Origin of the sequence: Bradyrhizobium sp. SPXBL-02 (assembly GCF_051853065.1) — a bacterium.
Classification (GTDB): Bacteria; Pseudomonadota; Alphaproteobacteria; order Rhizobiales; family Xanthobacteraceae; genus Bradyrhizobium.
On the sequence record NZ_CP182474.1, the window covers coordinates 73686 to 92549 of the forward strand.

21 protein-coding genes and 1 tRNA gene are annotated in these 18864 nt (G+C 64.6%); 11 read left to right on the forward strand and 11 right to left on the reverse strand.

The window, feature by feature from the left end; all coding sequences use genetic code 11:
- Positions 1-53: 53 nt before the first annotated feature.
- Positions 54-1595, forward strand: coding sequence for an alkaline phosphatase D family protein (locus ACNJYD_RS00330; RefSeq protein ID WP_212260400.1), 1542 nt, complete (start codon positions 54-56; stop codon positions 1593-1595).
- Positions 1596-1598: 3 nt separating this feature from the next.
- Here ACNJYD_RS00330 and ACNJYD_RS00335 read toward each other — a convergent pair whose 3' ends face one another.
- On the reverse strand, positions 1599-1982 hold the full coding sequence (locus tag ACNJYD_RS00335; protein ID WP_212260399.1) for a response regulator: 384 nt from the start codon (positions 1980-1982) through the stop codon (positions 1599-1601).
- A gap of 179 nt (positions 1983-2161) precedes the next feature.
- Between ACNJYD_RS00335 and ACNJYD_RS00340 the strand changes: the two genes are divergently transcribed.
- From ACNJYD_RS00340 to ACNJYD_RS00370, 7 genes are all read left to right on the forward strand, one after another.
- The gene (locus ACNJYD_RS00340; RefSeq protein ID WP_212260398.1) at positions 2162-2926 is read left to right on the forward strand and encodes a Crp/Fnr family transcriptional regulator; all 765 of its coding nucleotides are present in this window, start codon (positions 2162-2164) and stop codon (positions 2924-2926) included.
- A 75-nt stretch (positions 2927-3001) separates the two neighbouring features.
- Entirely contained in the window at positions 3002-3718 is a 717-nt protein-coding gene (locus tag ACNJYD_RS00345) for a prolipoprotein diacylglyceryl transferase family protein (RefSeq protein WP_212260397.1), read from the forward strand.
- The gene (locus ACNJYD_RS00350) at positions 3699-5144 is read left to right on the forward strand and encodes a radical SAM protein (RefSeq protein WP_212260396.1); all 1446 of its coding nucleotides are present in this window, start codon (positions 3699-3701) and stop codon (positions 5142-5144) included. The genes ACNJYD_RS00345 and ACNJYD_RS00350 overlap by 20 nt, the downstream gene beginning before the upstream one ends.
- Complete coding sequence (locus tag ACNJYD_RS00355; RefSeq protein WP_212260395.1) at positions 5141-5362, forward strand: hypothetical protein; 222 nt, start codon at positions 5141-5143, stop codon at positions 5360-5362. Before ACNJYD_RS00350 ends, ACNJYD_RS00355 begins: the two co-directional genes overlap by 4 nt.
- Positions 5359-5643, forward strand: a complete 285-nt coding sequence (locus ACNJYD_RS00360) for a hypothetical protein (RefSeq protein ID WP_212260394.1) — start codon at positions 5359-5361, stop codon at positions 5641-5643. The genes ACNJYD_RS00355 and ACNJYD_RS00360 overlap by 4 nt, the downstream gene beginning before the upstream one ends.
- Before the next feature lie 237 nt (positions 5644-5880).
- Complete coding sequence (gene typA, locus ACNJYD_RS00365; RefSeq protein ID WP_212260393.1) at positions 5881-7707, forward strand: translational GTPase TypA; 1827 nt, start codon at positions 5881-5883, stop codon at positions 7705-7707.
- A gap of 307 nt (positions 7708-8014) precedes the next feature.
- A complete protein-coding gene (locus ACNJYD_RS00370) occupies positions 8015-9262 on the forward strand; it encodes a flavin monoamine oxidase family protein (RefSeq protein ID WP_212260392.1) in 1248 nt (415 codons plus the stop codon).
- 93 nt (positions 9263-9355) lie between these two features.
- Here ACNJYD_RS00370 and ACNJYD_RS00375 read toward each other — a convergent pair whose 3' ends face one another.
- From ACNJYD_RS00375 to ACNJYD_RS00390, 4 genes are read right to left on the reverse strand one after another with little or no spacing between them, the layout of a single operon-like run.
- Positions 9356-9763, reverse strand: coding sequence for a thiol-disulfide oxidoreductase DCC family protein (locus ACNJYD_RS00375; RefSeq protein WP_439365035.1), 408 nt, complete (start codon positions 9761-9763; stop codon positions 9356-9358).
- A gap of 60 nt (positions 9764-9823) precedes the next feature.
- The gene (locus ACNJYD_RS00380) at positions 9824-11143 is read right to left on the reverse strand and encodes an SDR family oxidoreductase (protein ID WP_439365036.1); all 1320 of its coding nucleotides are present in this window, start codon (positions 11141-11143) and stop codon (positions 9824-9826) included.
- Positions 11144-11151: 8 nt separating this feature from the next.
- Entirely contained in the window at positions 11152-11619 is a 468-nt protein-coding gene (locus ACNJYD_RS00385; RefSeq protein ID WP_439365037.1) for a DUF2269 family protein, read from the reverse strand.
- The gene (locus ACNJYD_RS00390; RefSeq protein ID WP_439365038.1) at positions 11616-12515 is read right to left on the reverse strand and encodes an alpha/beta hydrolase family protein; all 900 of its coding nucleotides are present in this window, start codon (positions 12513-12515) and stop codon (positions 11616-11618) included. The genes ACNJYD_RS00385 and ACNJYD_RS00390 overlap by 4 nt, the downstream gene beginning before the upstream one ends.
- A 266-nt stretch (positions 12516-12781) precedes the next feature.
- Between ACNJYD_RS00390 and ACNJYD_RS00395 the strand changes: the two genes are divergently transcribed.
- Positions 12782-13291: a GNAT family N-acetyltransferase gene (locus ACNJYD_RS00395; RefSeq protein WP_024338772.1), complete on the forward strand. Its 510-nt coding sequence runs from the start codon at positions 12782-12784 to the stop codon at positions 13289-13291.
- A gap of 179 nt (positions 13292-13470) precedes the next feature.
- Positions 13471-14007, forward strand: a complete 537-nt coding sequence (gene ppa, locus ACNJYD_RS00400) for an inorganic diphosphatase (protein WP_027573074.1) — start codon at positions 13471-13473, stop codon at positions 14005-14007.
- A 134-nt stretch (positions 14008-14141) separates the two neighbouring features.
- On the opposite strand, the gene folD is transcribed toward ppa, so the two are convergent.
- From folD to ACNJYD_RS00415, 3 genes are read right to left on the reverse strand one after another with little or no spacing between them, the layout of a single operon-like run.
- Positions 14142-15026: a bifunctional methylenetetrahydrofolate dehydrogenase/methenyltetrahydrofolate cyclohydrolase FolD gene (folD, locus tag ACNJYD_RS00405; RefSeq protein ID WP_260381424.1), complete on the reverse strand. Its 885-nt coding sequence runs from the start codon at positions 15024-15026 to the stop codon at positions 14142-14144.
- Between the two features lie 10 nt (positions 15027-15036).
- Complete coding sequence (locus ACNJYD_RS00410; RefSeq protein WP_439365039.1) at positions 15037-15372, reverse strand: DUF167 domain-containing protein; 336 nt, start codon at positions 15370-15372, stop codon at positions 15037-15039.
- Between the two features lie 15 nt (positions 15373-15387).
- Entirely contained in the window at positions 15388-15678 is a 291-nt protein-coding gene (locus ACNJYD_RS00415; RefSeq protein WP_018645113.1) for a YggT family protein, read from the reverse strand.
- Positions 15679-15882: 204 nt separating this feature from the next.
- On the opposite strand from ACNJYD_RS00415, the gene ACNJYD_RS00420 reads away from it, so the two are divergent.
- Positions 15883-15958: transfer RNA gene (locus ACNJYD_RS00420), tRNA-Ala, on the forward strand.
- Positions 15959-16068: 110 nt separating this feature from the next.
- On the opposite strand, the gene ACNJYD_RS00425 is transcribed toward ACNJYD_RS00420, so the two are convergent.
- From ACNJYD_RS00425 to ACNJYD_RS00435, 3 genes are all read right to left on the reverse strand, one after another.
- Positions 16069-16881 carry an enoyl-CoA hydratase gene (locus ACNJYD_RS00425; protein ID WP_212260385.1) on the reverse strand — a complete coding sequence of 271 codons (813 nt, stop codon included), beginning with the start codon at positions 16879-16881 and terminating at the stop codon, positions 16069-16071.
- Positions 16882-16979: 98 nt separating this feature from the next.
- Positions 16980-17774 carry a glutamine amidotransferase gene (locus ACNJYD_RS00430; RefSeq protein WP_439365040.1) on the reverse strand — a complete coding sequence of 265 codons (795 nt, stop codon included), beginning with the start codon at positions 17772-17774 and terminating at the stop codon, positions 16980-16982.
- A gap of 129 nt (positions 17775-17903) precedes the next feature.
- Positions 17904-18683 (reverse strand): SDR family NAD(P)-dependent oxidoreductase, encoded by a 780-nt coding sequence (locus tag ACNJYD_RS00435; RefSeq protein WP_260381426.1) that lies wholly within the window; start codon positions 18681-18683, stop codon positions 17904-17906.
- Positions 18684-18864: the final 181 nt, after the last annotated feature.

Consider the following 18864-nt stretch of genomic DNA (forward strand, 5'->3'; position numbering starts at 1 on the left):
GCGAACCCCGGAATGAGGTGCCTTCCTGCAAGCTCGGGTTCGGAGCCATCTTCATGAACATTAGGTTCTCCCGCCGCCGCTTCCTCGCCACCGGCGCGGGTGCACTCGGCACGATGGCGATGCCATATCTTTCCCGCGCGGCCGACCGGCCGGTGGTCACCCACGGCGTGCAATCGGGCGACGTCACCGTGGACGGCGGCGTGGTGTGGGCGCGCGCCGACCGTCCATCGCAGATGCTGGTCGAGGTGGCGACCACCGAGTCGTTCAAGGATGCCCGCGCGCTGCCGCCGATCGCGGCGCTGCCCGAGAGCGACTTCACCGCGAAGCTGCTGGTCGAAAATTGTCCGGCCGGCCAGGACATCTTTTACCGCGTCCGCTTTCGCGATTTCTCCCACAGCGCGATCGAGGGCGAGCCGGTGACCGGCCGCTTCCGCACCGCGCCCGCCGACCGCCGCGACGTCAGCTTCGTCTGGAGCGGCGACGTCGCAGGGCAGGGCTGGGGCATCAATCCCGACGACGGCGGCATGTTCACCTTCTCAACCATGCGCAAGCACCGGCCGGACTTCTTCCTGCATTCGGGTGACACGATCTATGCCGATGGCCCGATCCAACCCGAGGTGAAGCTCGCCGACGGCAAGATCTGGAAGAACCTCACCATCCCGGAGAAGGCCAAGGTCGCCGAGACGCTGGACGAGTTCCGCGCGGCGCACAAATACAATCTCACCGACGACAATCTCCGCGCCTTCAATGCCGAGGTGCCGATCTTCGTGCAGTGGGACGACCACGAGGTCACCAACAACTGGTCGCTGTCGAAAGACTTGCCGGCCGCCTACAAAGTGCGCGACATCTCGCTGCTCGCGGCCCGCGCAGGCCGCGCCTTCCACGAGATGTACCCGCTGCGGGAGAGCATCACCGAGCCCGGTCGCGTCTATCGCCAGATCTCCTACGGCCCGCATCTCGACGTGTTCGTGCTCGACGAGCGCAGCTATCGCGGGCCGAACGGCGCCAATCTCGAAACCGCCTATGGCCCTGCCAGCTATTTCCTCGGCCCGGACCAGATTGCCTGGCTCAAGCGCGGCCTGCTGAACTCGCGCGCGACTTGGAAGGTGATCGCGTCCGACATGCCGATCAGCCTGATCGTCTCGGACACGCCGAACGGCGGCTCGGAAGCCGTTGCGCAGGGCGACGGCCCGGTGCGCGGCCGCGAGCTCGAGCTCGCCGACATCCTGTGCTTCATCAAGATGGCGCCGATCAGCAACACGGTGTGGCTGACGGCAGACGTGCATTACGCCGCCGCGCACTATTACGATCCGAACAAGGCGCAATTCCAGGAGTTCGAGCCGTTCTGGGAATTCGTCTCGGGCCCGCTGCATGCCGGCACGTTCGGTCCGAACGCGCTCGACAACACCTTTGGCCCCGAGGTGCGCTTCGTCAAGGCGCCGGGCAAAGACAGCCAGAACCTGCCGCCGTCAGCGGGCATGCAGTTCTTCGGCCACGTCAAGATCGACGGCGCCTCCGGCCAGATGACGGTGACCCTGCGCGACCGCGCCGACGTCGCGCTGTGGTCGACCACGCTCGACCCGAAGCAGAGCTGACCGCTAATCGGCGGCGCGCGCCTGAAGCGCCGCTTCCAGCGCCTCGCTGGAGCACGGCTTCTGCAGCCGCGGCCGGCCCGCCAATTCGGACGGAATACGCGCTTCGGCGCCGTAGCCGGTGACGAAGACGAACGGAATCTTCAGCGCGATCAGCCGCTCGGCGATCGCAAAGCTCGTCTCCCGGATCAGCTCGACATCGAGCAGCGCGAAATCGGGTGTCCGTTTCGCGATGGCGTTTAGCGCCTGCGTCACCGAACCCACGGTCCGCACGGCAGCCACACCAAATCCGAGCAGGCGATCCTCGAAATCGATCGCGATGATCGGATCGTCCTCGACGATTAGAACATCGGCCGGCAAGCCTGTGCCATTGGAGGGTGCGGGTGCCATGATCGCATCTTGGTTTGGGGGTTTTTGGATCAGGACTGCCGCGACACGATGCCTGCGCCCAGCGCATCGGAGGGTTCCCGGAACGAAACTCACCACATCGTCGTTCTCTGGTCTGTCCACTTGTGCACACAGGAAACGGATGGAACTCGCTAAGGTGAATTGAAGGGTAGGAGTTCAGGATGGATGCGCGTATCGGCAAGGTCACCGAGGTTGAGAGCCGGCCGGCCAACAATCTGCTGCGGCGCTTGAGCCAGGTCGATTACGGCCTCCTGGCACCGCACGTGACCGTCGAGGAGTCTGCAGCAGGCCACTTGCTCTACAATCCCGGCGATGACGTGCAGGTCGTCCACTTCCCCTGCGGCCCGTCGCTCGCGACTTTCCTCGTCCCCAACGAGGACGGCCGCGACGTCGAAACCATTCTGGTCGGCCGCGAAGGCGCGGTCGGCGGCATCGTCAGCGAGGGGTTTCTGCCGGCCTATACCCGGATCTGCGTGAAATTCGGCGGACCGTTTGCGCGCATTCACGTCGCCAAGCTGGAAGCAGCCAAGCTGCGCTCGGCATCACTGCGCAACGTCTTCGCCCGCTATGCCGATTGCATGCTGGCCCAGATCTTCCAGTCGACCGCCTGCAACGCGATCCATTCGATCGAGCAGCGCACCGCCAAATGGATTTTGGCTGCGATGGAGCGGACCGGCGACGAGACCAGCGTGCCGCTGACCCATGAACAGCTCGCGACGCTGCTCGGGGTGGGCCGCTCCTATGCCAGCCGCGTGCTTCAGTCGTTCAAGGCCGAAGGCGTGCTCGACACGAGGCGCGGCTCGATCCTGGTCCGCAGCCGCGACGGCCTGAGGCTGCGCGCCTGCCTGTGCAACGATGCCGTGAAGATGCATTTCGAGGAGGTGCTGCGCGGGGTTTATCCGACCGAGGAGCGGGAGGCCGGGTAGCTTCTTGCTTCTCCCTTGTGGCGCGATAATGCGCGGCGCGCCGTTCTAACCGCGGTCGTGCTATACTGCCCCCGCATGAGCGGGGCTTTCCTTCACACTCTCTTCGACATCCTGGCCTGGCTGGCGGCGGCGGCCGCCGTCTATTGGCTGTCGCGACGGGGCTTGCAGTTTCCGGCGCAATCCTTCGTGCTGCCCTATGTCGCCGCGCTGGTGTTTGGCGCAGGCCTTGGCGCCTATCTGTTCGGCTCCGCCAATCTGTGGCTGTCAGGGCAAAACGGCATTGCGCGCTCGGTCGAGGGCGCGCTGGCCGGCGGCATCGTGGCAATCGAGCTCTACAAATGGTCCGCAGGGATCACGGTGCGAACCGGCGCGCGGTTCGCGTTGCCGCTGGCGCTCGGCATCGCGATCGGCCGGATCGGCTGTTACCTCGCGGGTCTCGACGATTTCACCTATGGCACGCCGACGGCCCTGCCCTTCGGCCATGATTTCGGCGATGGCGTTCGCCGCCATCCCGTGCAGCTCTACGAGAGCGCGGCCATGGCTCTGTTCGCGCTCGTCTATGCGCTGGCGGTTTTGAACCGGAACGCGTTCGCGATCACCAATGGTTTCTACCTGGTGCTCGCCTATTACGGAGCGCAACGCTTCCTATGGGAATTCCTCAAGCCCTATGGCACGCTGGTCGGGCCCCTGACCCTGTTTCACCTGCTGTCGCTGTCGATCCTGCTCTACGCCGCTTTCATGCTGGCGACGGCACCCAAAGCGAGACCCGTGCATGAACGCGCCGTTGCGTAAGTCGCGTCCCTACATCTTCTGGGGCCAGACCCAATCCCTGTGCGAGACCTGCCTGAAGCTGGTGCCGACCAAGATCCAGATCCAGGACAACGAGGTCTGGTACGAAAAGCGCTGCCGGGAGCACGGCGTGCAATCGACGCTGGTGTCGACGGATGCCGCCTATTGGCGGCTGTGCAAGGATTTCATCAAGCCGGGCGACCGGCCGCTGCAATTCCAGGAGCGCACCCAATTCGGCTGCCCCTATGATTGCGGCCTCTGTCCCGACCACGAGCAGCATTCCTGCCTGGCGCTGATCGAGATCACCGAGCACTGCAATCTCACCTGCCCGGTCTGCTTCGCCGAATCCTCGCCGGCACGAACGAAATTCACGCCGCTCGCGACGGTCGAGAAGATGCTCGACGCGCTGGTTGCGAGCGAAGGCGAGCCCGATCTCGTGCAGATTTCCGGCGGCGAGCCGACGCTGCATCCTGACTTCTTCGAGATCCTGGACGCGGTACGCGCCCGCCCGATTCGCCATGTCATGATCAACACCAACGGCCTGCGCATCGCCCGCGAGAAGGATTTCGTGGCACGGCTTGCCGAGAACAGGCGCGGGCTGGAGGTCTACCTCCAGTTCGATTCGCTGCAGCGCGATGCGCTGATCAACCTCCGCGGCGCCGACTTGCGAAAAATCCGCCAGCAGGCGCTGGAGAATCTCGAGCATTACGGCATCTCGACCACGCTGGTCGCGACCATCAAGCGCGGCGTCAACGATGCCGAGATCGGCGACATCGTGCGCCACGCACTGACCTGGACATGCGTGCGCGGCGTGACCCTTCAGCCGGTCCAGGATGCCGGCCGCAACGAGAGTTTCGACAAGAATACCGACCGCATCATGCTGTCGGAGATCCGCAAGCGCGTCGTCGAAACCGGCGTGTTCGGCGACAAGGACATGATCCCGCTGCCCTGCAACCCCGAGAGCATCTCGATAGGCTATGGCCTGCGCAACGGCGAGAAGGTGCTGCCGCTGACGTCGCTGATCCCGCAGGAGCAGCTGGTGGCGGTGATGCCCAACACCATCAGCCCGGAAAAATATCCGATGCTGCGGGAAAAGTTCATCGACCTGTTCTCGCTGTCCTCAGGCCCCCTCAACACGTCCGAGCGCGTCTGCGAATTGTTGTGCTGCCTGCCGAGCTTTCAGGTGCCGGACGGGCTCACCTACGAGAACGTCTTCCGCGTCACCATCGTGCAGTTTCTCGACCGCTTCAATTTCTGCGTCGGCAACGTCAAGCGCAGCTGCATCCATTTCGTGACCGAGCAAGGCGCGATCATTCCGTTCGACACCTACAATCTGTTCTACCGCAACGGGCAGATCGACGGCATCCGTGCCGCGCTGGCCGGCCACACTTATCGAGACGCCAGGCAGAGCGAGGAGATGCCTCGTTGAGCGAGACGTCGTCACCTCCACCGTCGCGAAGCGGATGCGCCACCGCGCTCATGGTGATGTTCGGGGTGATTCTGCTGTTGCCGGGCATCTGCGCCTTGATTTTCGTCGCCGACTCGTCGTTCCACGTCGATAGCCGTTTCATCCCCGTCCTCGTCCTTGCACTACTGGCGGCATTCGCCGGCGTGTTGCTGATTGGGGCCGCGAGAAAGAAATCATGAGCGATTCCAGCGCCAACCCACCTGCAGTGCCTCCGCAGGCCCCGCAACAGCGCGGCGGCTGCCTCACCGCCCTGATGGCGATCGCCGGGATCTTCATGCTGCTACCGGGCCTCTGCGCACTGCTGTTCGGCGGAATGTCGGTGGTCGAGGACGGCAAGATCCCCTCCGACATCGCGTCGCTGGTCTTTTTGGGACTAGTCATCGGCATCGGCGGGGTCGCCATGATCTGGGCGGCGATCAAGGGGCGCAAGGCCCCCGCCCATCCCCCGAACCAGCCCTAAGCCCCGGGGATTCCCGGACAAAATTCAGTCAACCAACGGCCAAAGAACACATTGTTTTTTGGCCGTTTTTGCATATATTGCGCCGCAACGCGCAGGGCGCCCGGTCCGATGGCCGGGCTTCCTTTTTGGGCGCAAAGCGCCCCGTTTCCAGTCTTCCAGCGTTGTTTCGAGAAGAGGTCCCGGTCCGACCGGCGAGATCGCGCTTAACCCATTGTTCGACCGCAAAGAAGCTCACTCATGAATCTTCGTAACGTCGCCATCATCGCCCACGTCGACCACGGCAAGACGACCCTGGTCGACAAACTCCTGCAGCAGTCCGGCACGTTCCGCGAGAACCAGAAGGTGACCGATCGCGCCATGGACTCCAACGATCTGGAGCGCGAGCGCGGCATCACCATCCTGGCCAAGGCGGCCTCGGTGCAGTGGAAGGACACCCGCATCAACATCGTCGACACCCCTGGCCACGCCGATTTCGGCGGTGAGGTCGAGCGCATCCTGAACATGGTGGACGGCGCCCTGGTGCTGGTCGACGCCGCCGAAGGCCCGCTGCCGCAGACCAAATTCGTGGTCTCCAAGGCGCTCAAGGTCGGCCTCAAGCCGATCGTCGTCATCAACAAGGTCGACCGCCCCGACGCGCGCCCGACCGAAGTCATCAACGAGGTGTTCGACCTGTTCGCTGCGCTCGATGCCAGCGAGGAGCAGCTCGATTTCCCGATCCTCTACGGGTCGGCCAAGCAGGGCTGGATGGCGGACAGCCCCGAAGGTCCACAGGACAAGGGCATGGAGCCGCTGTTCGACCTGATCCTGCGCCACGTCGCCCCGCCGAAGGTCGAGGAAGGTCCGTTCCGGATGATCGGCACCATTCTCGAGGCCAACCCCTATCTCGGCCGCATCATCACCGGCCGCATCTCATCGGGCGTGCTCAAGCCGAACCAGCAGGTCAAGGTGCTGCATGCCGACGGCAAGCTGGTCGAGTCCGGGCGCATCACCAAGATCCTGGCGTTCCGCGGCCTCGAGCGCACCCCGCTCGACGAAGCCGAAGCCGGCGACATCGTTGCGATTGCGGGCCTGACCAAGGGCACCGTCGCCGACACCTTCTGCGATCCGACCGTCGAGGTGCCGCTGCCGGCGCAGCCGATCGACCCGCCGACCGTGTCGATGTCGTTCATCGTCAACAACTCCCCGCTCGCCGGCACCGAAGGCGACAAGGTGACGAGCCGCATGATCCGCGACCGTCTGCTCCGCGAGGCCGAGGGCAATGTCGCGCTGCGCGTCGTCGAATCCGCCGACAAGGACGCGATGGAAGTGTCGGGCCGTGGCGAACTCCAGCTCGCAATCCTGATCGAGACCATGCGCCGCGAGGGTTTTGAGCTCTCGGTGTCGCGTCCGCGCGTCGTCTACCAGAAGGACGAAGCGACCGGCGCCACCATGGAGCCGATCGAGGAGGTCGTGATCGACGTCGACGAGGAGCATTCCGGCGTCGTCGTGCAGAAGATGAGCGAGCGTAAATCCGAGCTGATCGAGATGAAGCCCTCGGGCGGCAACCGCCAGCGCCTGGTGTTCTACGCGCCGACCCGCGGCCTGATCGGCTACCAGGGCGAACTGCTCACCGACACCCGCGGCACGGCGATCATGAACCGCCTGTTCCACGGCTATGCCCCGTACAAGGGCGAGATCCAGGGCCGCCGCAACGGCGTCTTGATCTCCAACGACCAGGGCGAGGCGGTGGCCTATGCCATGTTCAAGCTGGAAGACCGCGGCCCGATGATGATCGAGCCGGGCTGGAAGGTCTATCGCGGCATGATCGTCGGCGAGCACACCCGCGACAACGATCTCGAGATCAACGTGCTCAAGGGCAAGCAGCTCACCAACATCCGCACGACCTCGAAGGACGAAGCGGTGCGCCTGACCCCGCCGATCCGCATGACGCTGGAAAAGGCGCTCGCCTATATCGAGGACGACGAGCTGGTCGAGGTCACCCCCAAGTCGATCCGTCTGCGCAAGAAGCACCTCGACCCGAACGAGCGCAAGCGCGCGGAAAAGGCCAAGGAAGCGGTGGCGTAAGGCCGCCGCTCCAACTGTCATTCCCCGCGAAGGCGGGGAATCCAGTGCCGTAGGGTGGGCAAAGCGCAAGCGTGCCCACCAATCGAGATCCCCATAGGCAATGGTGGGCACGGCGCAAGGGCGCCTTTGCCCACCCTACGAAACCCAACGACTGTCATGCCCCGGCTTGACCGGGGCATCCAGTACGCCGCGGCTTCTCGGCTCTATAACGACTGCCTCTGGAATACTGGATCACCCGCCTGCGCGGGTGATGACAGCCGACTTGTGGCGGCTTCAGCACACCCGGCGAACGTGCTAGAGCCCGTCCATGACCTCTCTCCCCTCCTCCGTCGACGTTGCGATCATCGGCGCTGGTGCCGCCGGTCTCGGCGCAGCCCATGCGTTGCACGGCTCCGGCCTCTCCGTCATCGTGCTGGAGGCCCGTGACCGGCTCGGCGGCCGGGCCTGGACGGTGCAAGCCTCGCCCGAGGTGACCTTCGACGTCGGCTGCGGCTGGCTGCATTCGGCGGACAAGAACTCCTTCGTGCCGATCGCGCGACAGCTCGGTTTCGAGCTGAACAAGGACCTGCCGCCCTGGCGCGAGCGTGCCTATGGCAACGCCTTTCCGGAAAGCGAGCGCGACGATTTCATGCGTGCGATGGACGCCTTTTACCAGCGCGTGTGGAAGGCCGCGCAAACGGGCAAGGACGAGCCCACGAGCTCGCATTTGGAGCCTGGCAATCGCTGGAATCCGATGATCGACGCGATCTCGACCTATATCAACGGCTGCGAGCTGAAGGATATGTCGACGCTGGACTGGGACGCTTATGAGGATACGAACTTCAATTGGCGCGTTCGCCGCGGCTATGGCGCGCTGATTGCGGCCTATGGTGCGCCCTGCCCGGTGGCGCTGAACTGCAACGTCACGCTGATCGATCACTCGGACAAGCGCATCCGCATCGAGACGTCCCAGGGCACGCTGACCGCGGACAAGGTGATCGTCACCGTGCCGACCAATCTGATCGCCGATGAAGCGATCCGCTTCTCACCGCCGCTCCCCGCAAAGGTGAACGCAGCGGCCGGCCTGCCGCTCGGCGTCGACGACAAGGTGACGCTGGGGCTCGACGACGCCGAGGCTTTCCCGAAGGAGGGCAACCTGCGCGGCGCCACCATGCGCACCGACATGGGCACCTACCACATCCGCCCGTTCGGCCAGCCCTGCATCGAGGGCTTTTTCGGCGGCAGCTTTGCCCGCGAACTGGAAGATGCCGGTGACGGCGCCATCGCCGCGCAAGCTATCAACGAGATCGCGGGTTTCCTCGGCAACGATATCCGGCGCAAGCTGAAGCCGCTCTGCGAGTCCCGCTGGGCTCGCGATCCCTTTGCGCGGGGGTCGTATTCGCATGCGCTGCCGGGGCATGCCGGAGATCGCGCTGTGCTGGCCGCGCCGGTGGATGGGCGATTATTTTTTGCGGGGGAAGCGACGTCCCCAACGTTCTTCACGACGGCGCATGGCGCGCGGGACAGTGGCGAGCGGGCGGCGGGGGAAGTGCTCGCGACTCTGGGCAAGTCGTAGCTCCACACTTCCGTCATTGCGAGCGTAGCGAAGCAATCCAGACTGCCACCGCGGAGAGATTCTGGATTGCTTCGCTGCGCTCGCAATGACGAATTATTCGATCACCCGCGCCCGCAAATCCGCGTCGGGCACGAAGCAGGCATCGTACTTGCCGAAGATGCGATAGCGGTTGCGCGCGACGAGGCTGTACACGAGGTCCCGCAGCGGCTTCGGCACGGCGAACAGCCCACGCACCCAGCCCCAGCCGGGGAGCTGCGACAGCACCGTCAGCGCAGCATCCGACTTCATGAACACTTCGCCGCCATGGATCACCGCATTGGTATCGGGATCATCGGGGTCGATACCGAACGTGCGCGCCAACCGCGCCCCATAGTCCGACTGGATCGGCGTGAAGCGAAAGCGCCTCGCCTCATCGCGCGCCGCAACGAACCGCACCCAGCGCGAGCAGAAGATGCAGATGTCGTCGAACAGGATAACGTCATCGTCGGGCCATTTTGGCATCAGACTCTCTTTTTGACGCGTTTTCTTCATGCGAACCGGAATCCACTTCGCTCGAGAACGCTATCGATTATCCAGGATGAGCAACGCAACGAGCATCAGCACGATCGCCGGCCCGGTTTTCACCAGCGCGCCGAGCGGTTCGATCCACAGGTCGGGCGTCAGGATCGCCGCGCCCACCATATACCCGAGCGAGGCGACGATTCCCGTGACGAGCCCGACCGCCGCGGTGCGGCGGAAGGCGATCAATACGCCGATGCTCATGTCCATCAGGCTGGTTCCGATGGTGATGGGATCGACCAGCGCGGGCGGAAAATTGTGCGCGCTCAAGATGCCGGCGGCGGCAGGATAGGACACGAACAAGGCGATGAAACCGGAGACGACCCAGAACGCGACCAGGCTTGCGAAGATCAGTGCCTTGACCAGAAACAGGCGCGCGAACCATTTGTCCTGGATGCTGGCAGGATGGCGTCCGATCGTCTCAGGCAGCGTCTTCGGCGCGATGCCCGTCGCGGCGATCCACGCTGACGGATCGCCCGTCACGCCGCGACGGAGCTCGGCAATGGCGGTGGAGCGCATCGGCGGCATCCAGCCGAGATGGCTGGCGATATCACCGAGTTTCGCGCCGAGATCGAGCATGAGGCGCGGCATCGCGATGCGCGGCCAGCCGGCCGTGCCGAATGCAAGGCGAAACGGCTTGATGACGCCGGCCATGGTGACCGGTTCGGCCGCCATCAGGTCCCAGCTCACCGCCCTTAACGAGGCACCGTCGATGTCGCATGCCGCGAGCCAGGCGATGGTCACAGAAATATCCTCGATCGCCACGGGCTGGAATGGCGTTGCCATTTCCTTGGCCGGCAAATCGATCGGAAAGGCAGCAAGCGTGCGGAGCATGGCGCTGCCGCCATAGGCTGAGGGTGCGACCACGAAGCCGGGCCGCAGGATGGCATGGGGAATGCCGCTAGCCCCGATCAGGCGCTCGGCCTCGCGCTTGGTCGTGGCGAAGGCGGTGCGATCCGCCTCCGCGGCGCCGGGGATCGAGATGTGCACCAGTCGGATTGCGCGGCCGCAGCCGCCGATCGCATGAAGCAGCCGCGCGACGAAATCGCGATGCACCGCGCTCGTGTTGCTGCCGGGGCCATCCTGGAGCACGCCGAGGCAGTTCACGACGACGTCCACCGCATGCTCGCTGAGGAAACGCATCAGCGCGTCCGCGTTGAGGATGAGGATCGGCAGCTCGATGTCCAGCGCGCTCATCCTCTGCGCCGGCGACAGGCTCCGCGCCACGCCGACGACGCGAAAGCCCCGCGTGCGCAGATCGTCGGTGACGAAGCGGCCGATCAGGCCGGAGGCGCCGAGCACGAGAATGGTGCGCTGCTTCATCACGTGTCTCAAAACGGTTTCGCGATCATCAGCCACAGGATGGCCATCGTCGCCCCGAAGCCGGGGAAGCCGAACGCGAACCAGCGGCGGAACAGCACGAAATAGCGCTGTGGCAGCGCACTGCGCTGCGCAGCAGCCTTGCGCGCGAGGTCGCGCATCTCGATCTGCATGAACACCACCGGCACCCAGAACAACCCGGCAATCGCATAGAGCGCGAGTGAGGCCAGCAGCCAGCGCTCCGCGACCGACGTCGCCGACAGCATCATCAGCACGCCGCCGCTGACCGGCTGGAGGATCACGGCCGACAGCGTGAAGATCGCGTCCGCGATGACGACGACCGAAGCGGTACGGGCGATGAACTCCGGATCCTGCGTGCGATGCGCCATCAGCATGAAGAAGGCGATGCCGGTCCCGGTGCCGAGAATGACGATGGCGCCGAGCACGTGAACAAATTTGACCAGGAAATACAGCGTCATGGCTTCTTGGTCGCCACAGGCTTGGGCGGGTTCAGCACGCGCGCGAGCTCGCTGCCGGCGGCTTTGACGCCGGCTTCGGTTTCGATCAGCCAATGGCCTTCGCTGCCGACGGCCGGCAGCGGGCGAAACTCGGCCTTGCCGCCAGTGCCGCGAAACGCATCGACGAGTTTGTGCGAGAATGCAGGCGCGAAATAGCTGTCATTGCGCGCAACAAGCCAGGTGACGGGAATGCGGGCGGTCTTGCCGAACTCCGCTGCCGCGGCGAGCAGCGTATGCGGCGCGCAGATTCTGTTCGGCTCATCATTGGCATGGCCGCCGCGTCCCGGAGCAAACATTGTGATGGCGGAAATCACCTTTGGATCGGCATTGGCGAGCGCCAGCGCACCCCATCCGCCGGCGGAATGGCCGATCACGATCGCGCCATCCTTGCGGATGAAATCCTGCTTTTGCAGATGAACCAGCGCCCGCGAGATTGCGTCGGCCGTTGCGCGGCCCGAGCGTGCGTAATCGGCTTCGTCGCAACCGCCCTGATCCTCGAGGTAGCGGCCGCCGGTTGCACCATGGCCGGGCCGCTCCGGCACCAGCACGGCAAAGCCGCGCGCGACGAGATAGGCGGCAAGCGGACGGTATTCCGGCTGCGGCATTTGCGCCCGACGCAACGTGTTCTGCGTCGAGGCGTGGGCGATCACCGCGAGCCGGAACGGACCTGGGCCGGAGGGGCGAAACAGCACGGCATGCGCGGCAAGGTCGGTATCCGGCGTGGGCACGCGCCAGTCCTGCCGGCGCAACGGCGCGCCCTCCTCTCCCGATGGACCAAACCTGACCTGCGCACACAGAGGCGGCGCAGTCAGCAAAGCCAGCAGAGGCAGGAGCGCGATGATGTTGAGGAGCCGCATGAATTGCCGAGAGCGAGCGCGAACAGCGACAGCCAGATTAGTAGGAACGAATCATTATCGGCCGACTTTCTGCGGTGCCATTGCCGTCCCCTCGTTGCCGCGACGTAGTTTTGCACCGACGCCGGCCCTGCGGTTGGCGTTTGACATGGCGGCTTGTCCTTTTTCGGCACAACATGGCTGAAATACTGATGCAGAAAGTCCACAGGTTAACCGATAATTAACGATAGGTCTTGCCGCCGACGCGGCGACTTGGTTTGATCGCGTCCATGAGCACAACCCTGATCGAGGTCCGGCCGGCCAAAGCCGCAGATGCAACTGCGGTGGCGTCGACCCATGACGAAGCCTGGCGTTCGGCCTATCAGGGCATCATTCCCGGGGCCGAGCTGGAGAAGCTGATCAACCGCCGCGGTCCGCAGTGGTGGGACAGCGCGATCCGCAAAGGCAGCCGCGTCAGCGTGCTGGTGTTCGGCGACAAGATCGCAGGCTACGCCAATTACGGTCGCAACCGGGCCCGCAGCCTGCATTTCGACGGCGAGATCTACGAGCTGTATCTGCGGCCCGAATTTCAGGGCCTCGGCTTCGGCCGCCGCCTGTTCGCCGCCGCCCGCCGCGACCTCATGCAGAGCGGCCTGAAGAGCATGGTGGTGTGGGCGCTCTCGGACAACGACCCCGCCACCGAGTTCTACCGGGCCTTGGGTGGCCGCATGGTGGCACGCTCGTCGGAGCGGTTCGGGCCGAAGGCGCTCGACAAGGTTGCCTTCGCTTGGACCAATTGAGCTGCTGAAACCCTAACCGGGCAGCGTTCCCATCCGTCGATACCGCCGGCCGCTCGAGCCGGTGATCGCAGGATTCATTATTTCACAAAAACGCGATGGATCAGCGGGCCAAGCCCGCGTATGACAGCGCCAAAATCGCTGCCGGGCGCGATTTATCCTCGGCAACAACGGAGCCTTGAATGCGTATCGATGCGGTCTCGATCGGAAAAAACGTCCCCCACGATGTCAACGTCATCATCGAGGTCCCCGTGGGCGGCGAACCGATCAAGTACGAGATGGACAAGGAGGCCGGCACGCTGGTGGTCGACCGCTTCCTCTATACGCCGATGCGTTACCCCGGTAATTACGGTTTCATCCCGCACACGTTGTCGGATGACGGCGACCCTTGCGACGTGCTGATCATCAACACCCGCGCCATCATCCCCGGCGCCGTCATGAGCGTGCGCCCGGTCGGGGTGCTGTTCATGGAAGACGAAGCCGGCGGCGACGAGAAGATCCTGGCGGTGCCGTCGTCCAAGCTGACGCAGCGCTATGACAAGGTGAAATCGTACTCCGACCTGCCCGACATCACGCTGCAGCAGATCCAGCACTTCTTCGAGCACTACAAGGATCTCGAGAAGGGCAAGTGGGTGAAGATCCTGCGCTGGGGCGGCCCGGAGGAGGCGCACAAGCTGATCCTCGAAGGCATCGAGCGCGAGAAGAAGAAGAAGGGCTAGGCTTCCGTGCCCCGGACGCAGCGCAGCGTGAAACGATGCGCTGCTGAGCCGGGGCCCAGTACGGTGGCGCCATGGGTCCCGGCTCAGCGTCGCGTCATTTTATGCCGCGCCGCGTCCGGGACGCGAGAGCTTGCTTACACCGCCGGCTTCGGCAGCCCTGCGATGGCGCACGCCGCGCGCAGCGTGTTCACCAGGAGGCACGCCACCGTCATCTGGCCGACACCGCCCGGCACCGGCGTGATCGCGCCGGCAACGGCAAGCGCTTCCTGATAGGCGACGTCGCCGACGAGGCGCGTCTTGCCATCCTCCTTCGGAATGCGGTTGATGCCGACATCGATCACGGTCGCGCCCGGCTTCAGCCAGTCGCCGCGCACCATCTCTGGTCTTCCAACCGCGGCATAGACGAGGTCCGCTTTCTTCACGAGGCCGGGCAGATCGCGCGAGCGCGAATGCGCGATCGTCACCGTGGCGTTCTCGTTCAGCAGCAATTGCACAAGCGGGCGGCCGACCAGGTTCGAGCGGCCGATGACGATCGCGTTCATGCCCTCCAGCGAGGCATGCACGCTCTTGGTCAAGATAATGCAGCCGAGCGGCGTGCAGGGCGACAGCGCATCGAAGCCGCCGGCGAGCCGGCCAGCATTGTTCGGATGCAGCCCGTCGACGTCCTTGCCGGGATCGATGGCGTTGATGACGGCCTCGGTGTTCAATCCCTTCGGCAACGGCAATTGCACGAGAATGCCGTGCACGGCGGGATCGCGGTTGAGCTTTGCGACCAGCGCCAGCAGATCTGCCTGCGAGACGTCGGCCGGCAGCTTGTGCTCGAACGAGGCCATGCCCGCGGCCTGAGTCTGGGTGTGTTTTGAGCGGACATAGACCTCGCTGGCGGGGTCATTGCCGACCAGGACCACTGCAAGGCCCGGTACCAGGTTGTGCTCGCGCTTGACGCGAGCGACCTCCTCAGTGACGCGGCCACGGAGTTCTGCCGCAATGACTTTTCCATCGATGATCTCAGCGGTCATGTCAGTTCCCTCAGTCCTTCGATTTGGCCGATACAAGCTGGCGCAGGGCTTCGCCGAGCCGCGCCGGATCGCCGTCGACCGCGATCTGCTTCAGCCGCGACGTGGCTCCGGATAGCAATTTCACGCTGGCCTTGGGCACGTCGAGTGATTTCGCCAGCAGCAGCAGAACGGCCTTGTTGGCCTCGCCGCCATCGGCGATGGCGCGCACCCGCACCTTGAGCACGCTGCGGCCATCCGAAAGTTGCTCGATCCCGTCGATGTCGTCGCGGCCGCCGCGCGGCGTCACCCGCAGCGCAATGCTGATCCCTGCGGCCGAGTAGCGCCAAGGCTCCTTGTTGGCAACCAAGGCGCTCCCGCCCGCTTAGATCACGTTCGGGTAGATGTAGTACAGAATCACCCGCTCGATGAACATGATGATCAGGATCAGGATGATCGGCGAGATGTCGAGACCACCGAGACTGGGCAGAAAATTGCGAATCGGCGCAAGCAGGGGCTCGGTGATCCGGTACAGGAACTCCGCCACTGCCGAGACGAACTGGTTGCGGGTGTTGACCACGTTGAAGGCGATCAGCCAGGACAGGATCGCGGAGGCGATCAGCAGCCAGACGTAGAGATCGAGCACGATGATGACGATGTCGAGAACGGCACGCATGGCTTTTGAGGCCTCTGGCTTTTGAAAACTCTGGCTCGGTCGGGATTGACGCCCCGTTTGCTAGATATCGGTTCCCCCCGGCCCAAACAAGGGAAGTCGGCGCCCGGATGGCTAAAACCCGGTTACACGCGTCCTTGACTTGACCTTGGCGGGGACTTAAATGGCGCCCGGTTGTCGGCCGCGTTCACCAGAGCGGCCAGCAAAGGGGCCATAGCTCAGCTGGGAGAGCGCGTCGTTCGCAATGACGAGGTCGGCGGTTCGATCCCGCCTGGCTCCACCACGCTTCGCCCTTCGGGCTACGCGTGGCGCAGCCACGTCCAAGCCCGAAGGACGAAGCGTGGTGTCCGGCGTAGCCCAAAGGGCGAAGACGGACTTTCCAGACTGCTCCCCCTACCTCCCCGTAAACCTCGGCGGCCGCTTCTCGATGAAGCTCGCTACACCCTCGCGGAAATCGCTCCCGTTCAACGCCACCATCATCTCGCGGTTGGCCTCGATCGTCGCCTCGGCCAGCGTCTGGAACGGCACCTCGTAGAGCTGGCGCTTGATCACGGCCATCGCGCTCGGCGAAACGAAATCGGCGAGATCGCGCGCGTAAGCATAGGTTTCCTCGCGCAGCTTCTCCGGCGAACACAGCCGGTTGACCAAGCCCATCCGCAACGCCTCATCGCTGGAGACGCGCCGCGCCGAGAGCAACAGATCCAGCGCATTGGCGTGGCCGACGATGCGCGGCAGCATCCAGCTGATGCCGTGCTCGGCGATCAGGCCGCGCCGCGCGAAGGCGGTGGTGAACACGGTGTTGTCGGCGGCAAAGCGCAGGTCGCAATAGAGCGCATGCACGAGCCCGATGCCGGCCGTGGCGCCATTCAGCATCGCGATGACCGGCTTCTTGATCGAAGGATAGTAGCCGTACCGCGCCTGCCAGTCCGGCCGGCGATTCATGTCGAACGGCGGCAGATTCGAGGCACGCCTGACGTCGTTGGGATCGAGGCCCTTCAGCGCATCCATGTCGGCGCCGGCGCAGAAGGCGCGGCCCGCGCCGGTGAGGACGATGACGCGGACATTGTCGTCGGCGTTCGACGCCTCCATCGCGTGGCGCACGTCGCGCTCCATGATCGGCGTCCATGCATTCATTCGATCGGGGCGATTGAGCGTGATGGTCGCGATCTTGTCGCTCACCTCATAGAGAATGTGTTCGTAGGCCACGGCGCTCTCCCTTGCTTGCCGGCACGCATTGGTGCGCGATCGTTTGCAGAGAGCCTAGCATATCCAGGGAAGAGGCAAGGACTTGCGCGAAGGCGCGATCACTCGGCGGCTTGCGCCAGCACCGGCCGGCGCTCCAGCCAGCCGTCGATGAAATGATCGAGCCAGGCGCGTTCGGCGACATCGTAGACGGCACGATCCGCGAAATGATGATGCCGCTGCCGCGCCCCAGGCGCGCTGAAGCCGTCGTAGCCGCGCGTTGTCCAGCGGCACATCATCGCGAAGGTCACATCGGGGTGGAACTGCACACCGAAAGCATTGCCGGCGCGGAACGCCTGCACCGGGAAATCATCGCCTTCGGCGAGCAAGTCGGCACCGAGCGGCAGCTCAAAGCCCTCGCGATGCCAATGATAGACCTGCGCCGGCCAATGCGGGCAGAGCGCGCGGCCTGCGGCGGTCGGCCTGATCGGATAGTAGCCGATCTGCGTCAGCGCCTGCGCATGCGGCGCGACACGGGCCCCGAGCTGCATCGCCAACATCTGCGCACCGAGGCAAATGCCGAGCAACGGCCGCTGTTCGCGGAGCGGAATTTCGATCCAGTCGATCTCGCGACGGATGTAATCGTCGGGATCGTTGGCGCTCATCGGGCCGCCGAAGATCACGGCGCCGGCGTGCTGATCGAGCGTCTCGGGCAGGGGATCGCCGAAGCGGGGACGGCGGATGTCGAGGCGATGGCCGAGCGCGCGCAGCGCATTGCCGACGCGGCCGGGCGTCGAGCACTCCTGATGCAGGACGATCAGAACCGGCAGCCGGGTTTCAGCGGCGGCGGCGCGCGGCGCCCTCTGTGGGAAGGCGACCACCTCTGCGCCTCTAAACCTGTCCGTCCGGAACGACATGGCCTCTGCGAGTGCTATCGGTTCAGACCGCCAGCATAGCTAAGCGATAGTTAACATCGTGTGAGTTTGCGCACACACGCCGCGTGCTTGAAGCAAGCTCCGGGCCACTACGGACGCGGGCGGCGTTGTTCAGCGCCGCTGCCTCTGGAACCGGCTGGTGGCGGCCAGGATGAAGCCGCGCGGAAAGAAGCGCAGCGCGAACGGCACAATCTTGATGCCAAAACCCGGCAGCACTGCCCGTTTGTTGGCCATCAGGCCGCGATACGCCTCCCGCGCAACTTCGGCGGCAGAAACGTTGAGCATGGCCGTATCATGTTGCGAGCCAACACCAGCGCGGGCCTGGAATTCCGTGGGCACCGGGCCCGGGCAGAGCACGGTGACGCGGACGCCGCGTGGCGCGAGCTCCGCCCGCAATGCTTCGGTGAAGGAGATCACATAGGCCTTGGACGCGTAGTAGACGGCCATGCCGGGGCCGGGCAGGAAGCCTGCAACCGAGCCGACGTTGAGAAGACCGCCCTTGTTCCGGACGAGTTGATCGGCGAAGCGCAGCGACAGATCCGTCAGGGCCCGGACGTTGACGTCGACGATGCCAAGCTGCGTGTCGTGATCGCGCTCGATGGCATCGCCGAACACGCCGAAGCCGGCATTGTTGACGAGATGATCGAGCTCGACGCCCTCGGCGGCAAGTGCTGCGGCGATCCTCTCGCCGGCATCCGCGTCCTCGAGGTCGCAGGCGATCACGATCGGCTTCTTGCCGCCCCTGGCGGTGAGCTCGCTCGCGAGCGCTTCGAGCCGATCCACCCGTCTCGCGGTCAATGCGAGGCGATGTCCATTGGCGGCAAACACACGCGCCAGCTCCATCCCGATGCCCGCCGAGGCACCGGTGATCAACGTTACCCGCTCAGTCACGATCGAAGTCTCTTGAATTGAAGTCTGTGGCCCCGGCAATGGCTGAACGAGAGCATAGGCCGTGCGCGCCATGCAAGCGGCGCAGGCAGCATGGCTGCTTGAGAAGGCGACAGGGGATCAGCAAAGACCGGTATTTGCAGCCGAATCCGCAAAAGCGGGGCCGCCCGGCTTACATTAAAGT

Bases quoted from the DNA above. Each gene is read 5' to 3' on its own strand.
- ACNJYD_RS00430 (WP_439365040.1), bottom strand. From the start codon at position 17,774: ATGTCGTTCCGGACGGACAGGTTTAGAGGCGCAGAGGTGGTCGCCTTC.
- ACNJYD_RS00395 (WP_024338772.1), top strand. From the start codon at position 12,782: ATGAGCACAACCCTGATCGAGGTCCGGCCGGCCAAAGCCGCAGATGCA.
- ACNJYD_RS00375 (WP_439365035.1), bottom strand. From the start codon at position 9,763: ATGCCAAAATGGCCCGACGATGACGTTATCCTGTTCGACGACATCTGC.
- ACNJYD_RS00335 (WP_212260399.1), bottom strand. From the start codon at position 1,982: ATGGCACCCGCACCCTCCAATGGCACAGGCTTGCCGGCCGATGTTCTA.
- ACNJYD_RS00340 (WP_212260398.1), top strand. From the start codon at position 2,162: ATGGATGCGCGTATCGGCAAGGTCACCGAGGTTGAGAGCCGGCCGGCC.
- ACNJYD_RS00390 (WP_439365038.1), bottom strand. From the start codon at position 12,515: ATGCGGCTCCTCAACATCATCGCGCTCCTGCCTCTGCTGGCTTTGCTG.
- folD (WP_260381424.1), bottom strand. From the start codon at position 15,026: ATGACCGCTGAGATCATCGATGGAAAAGTCATTGCGGCAGAACTCCGT.
- ppa (WP_027573074.1), top strand. From the start codon at position 13,471: ATGCGTATCGATGCGGTCTCGATCGGAAAAAACGTCCCCCACGATGTC.
- ACNJYD_RS00345 (WP_212260397.1), top strand. From the start codon at position 3,002: ATGAGCGGGGCTTTCCTTCACACTCTCTTCGACATCCTGGCCTGGCTG.
- ACNJYD_RS00415 (WP_018645113.1), bottom strand. From the start codon at position 15,678: ATGCGTGCCGTTCTCGACATCGTCATCATCGTGCTCGATCTCTACGTC.
- ACNJYD_RS00370 (WP_212260392.1), top strand. From the start codon at position 8,015: ATGACCTCTCTCCCCTCCTCCGTCGACGTTGCGATCATCGGCGCTGGT.
- typA (WP_212260393.1), top strand. From the start codon at position 5,881: ATGAATCTTCGTAACGTCGCCATCATCGCCCACGTCGACCACGGCAAG.
- ACNJYD_RS00350 (WP_212260396.1), top strand. From the start codon at position 3,699: ATGAACGCGCCGTTGCGTAAGTCGCGTCCCTACATCTTCTGGGGCCAG.
- ACNJYD_RS00385 (WP_439365037.1), bottom strand. From the start codon at position 11,619: ATGACGCTGTATTTCCTGGTCAAATTTGTTCACGTGCTCGGCGCCATC.
- ACNJYD_RS00380 (WP_439365036.1), bottom strand. From the start codon at position 11,143: ATGAAGCAGCGCACCATTCTCGTGCTCGGCGCCTCCGGCCTGATCGGC.
- ACNJYD_RS00330 (WP_212260400.1), top strand. From the start codon at position 54: ATGAACATTAGGTTCTCCCGCCGCCGCTTCCTCGCCACCGGCGCGGGT.
- ACNJYD_RS00360 (WP_212260394.1), top strand. From the start codon at position 5,359: ATGAGCGATTCCAGCGCCAACCCACCTGCAGTGCCTCCGCAGGCCCCG.